This window comes from Gordonia sp. C13, assembly GCF_023218005.1.
GTDB lineage: Bacteria > Actinomycetota > Actinomycetes > Mycobacteriales > Mycobacteriaceae > Gordonia > Gordonia namibiensis.
Genome location: NZ_JALPSY010000054.1, coordinates 1 through 7,048 on the forward strand (window position 1 = coordinate 1; position 7,048 = coordinate 7,048).

Here is a 7,048-nt window from a genome sequence, read left to right on the forward strand (position 1 = left end):
GGGGGGGGGGGGTGGGGGGGGGGGCGGGGGGGGGGGGGGGGGGGCCGCGCCGGGGGGGGGCGCGCCCCACCGTGAGGGGTCTAGTCGAGCGGCACGTCGGCGGCGTCTTTCTCCCCGGCGATGACGTGCTCGACGTCGGAGAGGGTGTAGCCGGTGACCTCGACCAGGAATCGCAGGTAGTCGGCGCGAGCGCGGACGTAGCTGCCGAGGTAGTCCCGGTCGGTCACGTTGCGCCAGGCGTCTTTCCACATGTGCGCCTCCCGGGACGCCAGAGCGATCCCGAGTCCGACGATCTGGGCGCGGTCAGCGGTGCTGGCCTGCTCCAACAGGTCGGCGGGCTGGCCACCGAGGATCGTCGCGGCGATCTCGGCGGCGTTGCCCTGCATGCTGTTCGCGCCGAACATGTCGTGATGGGCGTGCATCGAGGTCGCGATGAACGTCGCGACCTTCGGGGCGCTGCCCTTGGGCAGGGTTTTGCGGGCCAGCCACGCGGTCAGCTTCTCGATCCGCACCTCGCGGGCGGTCGCGCTGGCGGCGTTGAGGACTCGCACCCGGCGACGTTCCTGCTTCTGCGCCTCCTTCTCGGCGGCGCTGACCTCGCCGGAGGTGGCCGCATTGCTCGGGGTGCTGTAGCTGTAGGCACGCTCGGTGAGTCCGAGGTCGTCGCTGCCCAGCACATACCAGGTGGTTTCGACCTCGCGGGTGACGTGGCGGGTCAGCGTGCGCGGGTCGAGCAACCCGTCCTCTGGCTGGTCGTCGGCGGGAGCGTCTTCGTCGCCGTCGAGCAGGTCGAAGTCGATGACGTGTTCGGGAACCTCGTTGCCCTCGGCGTCGGTCCACGATTCGGTGTCATCGGCCCACACATAGGCCAGACGGTTCTCGACCGGCATGTCCTCGATCCGGGCTGCAGCACCGTCGGCGGTCTCCAACCGGTCGATCCTGCGGGCCTGGTTGTAGCTGGGTTGGCGGGTCACCGCAGCGATCCCCTCAGCCGCGTAGGCCGCGACCTGGGCCAGCAGGGCGGGCCGCTCGTCAGCCTCGGCCAGTACCTTGGCCTGGAACTCGAACCGTCCGCTGTGTGCGGCGGTGATGAGCCATTGCTGGGCCTCGGGGTCGTGGTCGTAGGCCGCCAGCGTCGCCGACTGCTCCAACGTCAGCCCTGCACCTTGGTCGAGCAGGTCGAGGGTGGTCGCCGACTTCGCGACCGCCAGGGTGTGGTCCACGTCCTTCTTCTTGGTGCGGGTGGCCTTGGCGATCTTGGTCGCCGACATCCCGGCCAACGCCAGCTGCTCGATCGCGGCCACCCGGTCTGATGCACGCAGTTCTTCGCGCTCGAAACTGGTGAGCTGGTCCAAGATTCGGTCCACGGTCAGCGCTTTGTCGTCGGCGTCGGTCGCGACGGGCACGACGTAGACCGGGACGCTGGCCAGACCGGCCTCCCGGGCGGCGAGGGTGCGGCGCTGCCCGTCCCGCACGCGCACCTGCCCGTCGATCTCGACGGCCAGGATCGGCTGCCGGACACCCTCGCGGACCGAGTCGATGAACTCAGGCGTGAGGGTGGTTTCGGCTTCGGTGCGGATGTTGGTGTCGATGACCAGATCGGCCGGGGCGAGGTGGCGCAGCTCGCCGGTCGCTGCGGTGGTTGTGTTGTATGTCATGGGGTTTCTCCCTTACTGTGGTGGGTGAGACCCCGGCCAGCTAGTCCCTGGCCGGGTTTTCTGTTGTCCGCGTGCCGGTTTGCGACGCGGAAGCTCTTCTAAAGGTCGCCGGACTGTTCCCAGTCGTCCAGTGCGTCGGCGGCGGCGTCGGCGGGGGACCAGTCGTCGTCGTAGACCTCGCGCCATCCCCAATCGGGGAAGTCGCGGTGGTCGAATCCTGCGGTGCGCTCGCGGATGATGCGGTCAACGGCGTACAGCCACACCGCGCACTCGCGGTCACCGTCGACCTCTTCAATGCGATGGGGTTCGTGCGCGGCGATCTGATCGGCGAAAGCGTCGACCTTGGCGGGGTCTTTGGTGGCGATCCAAGCATTCATTGTGAGGTTCCTTTCGCAGGTCAGGGGCTAGTCGTGGGTGAAGATGCGGCCTGGACCGAGCTGGTCGAGTCCGCAGGCTTCGCACAGCCAGTAGCCGGGCGGGTCGATGTCGTCGGCGGGCACCAGGTAGCCGTGATCGGCCATGAACGCCAGGACCTCGGCGGCGTTGTCGGTGTCGAGGCCGCTCATGTCTCCGTAGGCGACAGCGACAGCGCAGCTGGTGCACAGCTGGTAGACGGTGGTGGCGATGTTCATGGTGACCCTCCCGTTGTGAGTGCTGGTTTGCGTTTGCACCGGCCATCTCTTTGCCGAAGCGATTGGGCCGCAAGGGTGTTCACAGTGAAAAAGTCATCCGGGCCGCAGGCCTGAAACCCGCAGGGCGGATTAGTTTTTCACGACCCTTGCGGCACGGGAGTGGAGGTAAGAGAATGCGGCGATGCAACGCAAACCAACTGCGCCCGAAGGGCGTCACAGCGCGGCGTAGCCGCTCCGATTAGGTGACGGCGAAGCCTGGCAGACAGACCTCGGCCTGCACCCGCCGGGCACCCTTCTGTGGGAGGTGAGCACGCCGGACGGAACCAGGCAGCAGAGGTGATTGTGCGGGAGCTGCGCCGAGTCCGGTAGGGCTTGGTGTCGCGGCAGCTCTAGTCTTCGTCGTCCTGGCGGGTGAGTATCTGCTGCCAGGCAGCGCAGTCGTCGTCTGACCTCACAGACCTGTGAAGCAAGTACCCCCGGAGGCCAGTGGCTTCCGGGGGTATCGGGTGGGAGATTAGTGTCAGGGCTACTACGGGATTTGGACGTAGTAGGAGACGCCCTTATTCGGGTTAGGGTGGGTGGTGAAGGACATGAGGTTGATGCCCTGCCCAACGCCTTTGAGGTTCACGCGAACTGGTGCTTGCGGCCGCGGGCCGAGGTTCATCGGTACGACTTTTTCGCGGTACTGGATGCCTGACCAGTAGCCGATCGCGACGTTGACTTTGCAGGAGGGGTTGCGTCCCCAGGCGGGTTGGGTGCCGGTGAATCCGCGTGAGGTGAGGGAGATGGTGGCCTGGCCTCGTTTGGCGGGGTTGGTGTCGATTCCGACGTGGATGGCTCCGTGGCAGAAGGCGTTGTTGCCCATGACCCAGATGTCGTCTCCGAGGACGCCGAGTCGTGGTGCTGGGGCGGCCGATGCCGTCGAAGGGACTGCCAGTAGCAGTGTCGACAGTGCTGCGACGGTGACCAGAGCCCGAGTGGAGATCGTCTTCATTGTCATGCGCCGCACACTACTGCAGGTGTTCGTCAACTTTGCCGATGACGACTTCGGAGCTCGGTGGCCTCGCGTGCTGTATGTGTAATCGGTTGCGGTATAGGAACTTTTAGATTGAGTGCGCGGAGGCGCTTGTGTCCATGCGCAAAGACGGGCGGCAGAGCTTGGACATCTCGGGCCGACCTGTGCAGCCAATGTGCACCTGCGGACACACCTGGGCACAGGACTGTCCGTGCGGTCAATCACGATCTGCAACCATCGGCCGTTGCCGAGCGGACGATAGATCTGCAAGAAGGGAGGATCGATCCCGCTCGGTTCCTGGCTGGCACCGCCCTCAGTCGTTCGTGGGGTCGACGGCGCGGAGGGCTTCTTGAACGGAGTCGAACATGTCTACGTGTTCAGTGGGAAGAGCGATCGGATCGCTTTCGAAGTACGTGCCGTACCCATGAGCTGTCACGGTGTACGTGACTGTAACTGTGTCAGCAGGGTCTCGCGCGACCAGGACCACGTCGTTTCCGTTGTGGCGCCACGGCGGATGGGGCCGAAGTTCCGGTAGGTCGATCGTGACCACGAGGTCACCGGCCTCGTTGTGATCCCAGGAGATTGGATATCCAGCCGGATTGATTCTCGGGAAGTTCTGTACGACATGACCAAAGGGACCCGCTGGGGGTTCCCAGGATGGGTCTTTCAGTCTCTCCCATTTGAATGTGTCAATCGCGGCATACTCCAGTCCTCGCGCTCCATGAAAAGTGAGGATGATCTGAACATTGTTGAGGAAAGACTTTTCCTGGTTCGTGATCTCGAAATGGAGTGCCGGCCAAGCGATCGCGGCCAGATAGTCTTGACATTGACCCCACCGGGAGGTCAGTTCCTCCCGCAGTGTGTTAACGCGGCGGGCAATCTCGTCGTCGCTCATCGGCGGTTGGGTATGTGGTTCGGACAAACCCAGGCCCAAGGCTTCGAGAAGTCCTGGCGTCATGGCGGTCTGTACTCGCTGTGGCTTCTTACTGCGTTCGATCAATTTGTCACGCTGTTTGATTAAATCCTCACGTTCGATCTCAATCAGGCTTTCGAGAACCTGGTCGGAAAAGTCGAACGTTCGGGCGACGCCGACTACTTCTGCTGAGACAAGGATGGGGGGCGGGCCTGCGGAGATGTCTAGGTACTGTTCACGCACCGGAGACATTCGGGGGCGGTCGAGGATAGTTGCCAGTCGCTCGAGGTGGATCAGGTCGATGTCGATGTCCGGATCGAGACCGCGGAGGGTTTCACGATCTGCTAGTCGGAGTTCCTGGTTGGTGACGAAGACCAGGCCGGTGAGTCCTGGAACCTTCTTCTTGGCTGCCGCGATGTCGCTGGCTAGCTTGTCGGTGATGGTCTTGATGGTCTGCTGGTCCCGGGGAAAGTAGACCGCCATGACCCATGTCGCGCCGTCCTTCTTGACTAGGGCGTCAGCACCCCCGTCCTTGCCGCCAAGTGGATGGGAAGGGTCGATACTCTCGTACCCTTCTTCATCGAGGACCAGCGCAGCCAGACGCTCGGACGGAGTCTGCCCCGCTGTCCATTTCAGCAACCGGTGCCAGGTCTCGTCGAATCTCGTCACCCACAAAGGATAGAGCGACTATCTAGCTGTGAACGTCGGTGTTCTTGTGCTGCTGACAGCGATCAGGATGGGATGGATGGGGTCGTAGAGCTGGTCGATAGCCTGATCGAGTGTGTTCCCGGGGTCGTTCACGGCATCCTCTCCTTCGTTCAGCTATGCAGTGCCACAGTCAGTTAGGTGCGATAGGCGTGGGCGCGGTGGTCGATTCTGACAACGACGATGGTGTGGTTGGGGTCGTCGATGCGGAGCAGGATCCGATAGTCACCTCGGCGGGCGCTGTGAAGGTCGGTGAGGTCGTCGCGTAGCGGCTTGCTAAGTCGGTGAGGGTTCTCGGCGAGGGGCCCGGAGATGAATTCGATGACGGCGTGAACGATCCGGGATGGGAGTCGCCCGAGGTCGCGGCGGGCTGGGGAGGCGACCTCGACCCGGTACGGGCCGGACGAGTCTGGCGGAGCGTCGCTCATTTCGGCGGCATGCCGTGTTCGGCGCGCAGGTCGTCGATGGAGACGGTGTGGCCGGCGGCGTATTCGGTGTCGGCGGTAGCGACGTCGTCGCGGACACCGGCACGTGAGAGCCAGTAGATCGTCTCGTGGAGCGATTCGAGGTCGTCGGCCGACATCAGCACCGCGGCGGGTTTGCCGTGCTTGGTGATCGTGATGATGTCGTGCGTGGTTTCGGCGCTGTCGATGAGCGCTGAGAGCTTGTCTTTGGCTTCGCCGAGTGGCACTGTCGTCATGCGTCCAGTGTAGCCGATACACTGGCCCGTCACTAGCCAGACTTTTAGCCGATAATAGTTATTATGTCAGGTAGTCCTGACGTGATGTAAAATTGATGTCTGGTTATCCTGACATCGTGGGTCTACCCTTTCTGCATGGGTTGGATACACGAGAGCAACACGCACTTACATGAGGCGGCGTTGGTGGCGGTGTTCGAGGACGGGGCCGAGAGCCAAGGGTCGACCATGGTCGACGGCGTGGACTACGAGCTCGTCGAAGTCGGCCGGCGTCAGGCCGCAGATGCGGCTGCGCGTGCGTCACTGCCGGTGCGCAATCGCATGGCCGCTGTGGGCAGCGACATCGTCCTGCGGCCGTCGGCGGAGGTTGTCGGCTGGCTGTTGCGCTGCGATTGCCGTCGCTGGGACAGCTCCGACCTGCACAGCTCCGAGGTGTCGACCTGGACCGATCCGGCGCAGTGGACGCGGGTGCCCTCTGTGTCCCTCGAAGACCTCGCCAGCCATCGCGTGTTCGCCCCCGACACCGACCTCGACGTCAACGTGCGGCCTGAGGTCGAGGAGGCCGCACGTGCGGTGTGGCTGCGGGAGCATCTCGACCCGATCGGCATCGGCGATGAGATCCAGGCCGCAGCGGAGGCCCGCAGGGACGCCGACGCGCGACTCGACGCCGCGGTGGCCAAGGCTCGCCGGCTGGGCCGCTCGTGGGCCGATATCGGGGCTGCGGCCGGGATGACACGGCAATCGGCGAACGAGCGATGGAGAGCCAGAGCGTGACGCTCTAGGTGACTATCGGGTCTTGGGTGCGGGGTCTGACTGGTCGCCCTCGGGGTCGACGAATTCCAGGAACTTGGACCAGTCCAGGCTCATGCCGCCGTGGCCGGGGTCCTCCTCCACAGGTACGGACACGAATAGAGGGACCCCATAGTAGTGCTGCTGCTGAAGCGACGATGATAACCATTTTGGTCGCGGGGTAAGGAGTTTCACTCGCCTCGCAACTGCGGCGCGACCTTTCTCAGTGGCGCCACTCTGAGCGTCGCCTGCTGGCTCCGTGGGGTCTTTGAGCTCTTGCCGTCGCCGTTTTGCGAGATCGTCGATTGTGGAATTTGCAATGTCTTCGATGCTCTTGTCGACGGCGCGTCCCAAGCGTTCAGCAGCGCGCACCGATCGTTGTGCGGCAGCCTTCGTCACCCTCGCCCAGTCTTCTGGCGAAAGTTCCTGGATTTGGGTGCGCAGACTCATGCTGACCAGGGTAGACCGCGATACGCGGTCCGCAACCCCGCATAGCATTACTCCGTCAGCGCGGCGAGGAACTGTGTTCCTAGTGCTGCCACGGCGAGCGTGAGCGTCTCGTCTTTGAGCGTCGTGGCTTCCTTGTCCAGCTCCTCGATCAGTTCGTTAACAAGCTCGGGCGCTAGTTGTACTGACCCG

Annotated in this window: 9 protein-coding genes; 1 reads left to right on the plus strand and 8 read right to left on the minus strand. The window is 63.8% G+C overall.

Annotated elements, in window-relative coordinates; all coding sequences use genetic code 11:
- Nucleotides 1-80: 80 nt before the first annotated feature.
- From M1L58_RS23045 to M1L58_RS23075, 7 genes are all read right to left on the minus strand, one after another.
- Nucleotides 81-1,658 carry a ParB/RepB/Spo0J family partition protein gene (locus tag M1L58_RS23045; RefSeq protein WP_127963150.1) on the minus strand — a complete coding sequence of 526 codons (1,578 nt, stop codon included), beginning with the start codon at nucleotides 1,656-1,658 and terminating at the stop codon, nucleotides 81-83.
- Nucleotides 1,659-1,756: 98 nt separating this feature from the next.
- On the minus strand, nucleotides 1,757-2,035 hold the full coding sequence (locus M1L58_RS23050) for a hypothetical protein (protein WP_127963151.1): 279 nt from the start codon (nucleotides 2,033-2,035) through the stop codon (nucleotides 1,757-1,759).
- A 27-nt stretch (nucleotides 2,036-2,062) separates the two neighbouring features.
- The gene (locus tag M1L58_RS23055) at nucleotides 2,063-2,290 is read right to left on the minus strand and encodes a hypothetical protein (RefSeq protein WP_127963152.1); all 228 of its coding nucleotides are present in this window, start codon (nucleotides 2,288-2,290) and stop codon (nucleotides 2,063-2,065) included.
- Between the two features lie 529 nt (nucleotides 2,291-2,819).
- A complete protein-coding gene (locus M1L58_RS23060) occupies nucleotides 2,820-3,290 on the minus strand; it encodes a hypothetical protein (protein ID WP_227026573.1) in 471 nt (156 codons plus the stop codon).
- A 328-nt stretch (nucleotides 3,291-3,618) separates the two neighbouring features.
- Nucleotides 3,619-4,887 (minus strand): hypothetical protein, encoded by a 1,269-nt coding sequence (locus M1L58_RS23065; RefSeq protein WP_154884659.1) that lies wholly within the window; start codon nucleotides 4,885-4,887, stop codon nucleotides 3,619-3,621.
- Nucleotides 4,888-5,060: 173 nt separating this feature from the next.
- A complete protein-coding gene (locus M1L58_RS23070) occupies nucleotides 5,061-5,351 on the minus strand; it encodes a type II toxin-antitoxin system RelE family toxin (RefSeq protein ID WP_127963154.1) in 291 nt (96 codons plus the stop codon).
- Nucleotides 5,348-5,623: a type II toxin-antitoxin system Phd/YefM family antitoxin gene (locus M1L58_RS23075; protein WP_127963155.1), complete on the minus strand. Its 276-nt coding sequence runs from the start codon at nucleotides 5,621-5,623 to the stop codon at nucleotides 5,348-5,350. The genes M1L58_RS23070 and M1L58_RS23075 overlap by 4 nt, the downstream gene beginning before the upstream one ends.
- A gap of 135 nt (nucleotides 5,624-5,758) precedes the next feature.
- Between M1L58_RS23075 and M1L58_RS23080 the strand changes: the two genes are divergently transcribed.
- Nucleotides 5,759-6,394, plus strand: coding sequence for a hypothetical protein (locus M1L58_RS23080; RefSeq protein WP_248660604.1), 636 nt, complete (start codon nucleotides 5,759-5,761; stop codon nucleotides 6,392-6,394).
- A gap of 12 nt (nucleotides 6,395-6,406) precedes the next feature.
- On the opposite strand, the gene M1L58_RS23085 is transcribed toward M1L58_RS23080, so the two are convergent.
- A complete protein-coding gene (locus tag M1L58_RS23085) occupies nucleotides 6,407-6,859 on the minus strand; it encodes a hypothetical protein (protein WP_248660605.1) in 453 nt (150 codons plus the stop codon).
- Between the last annotated feature and the right edge of the window lie 189 nt (nucleotides 6,860-7,048).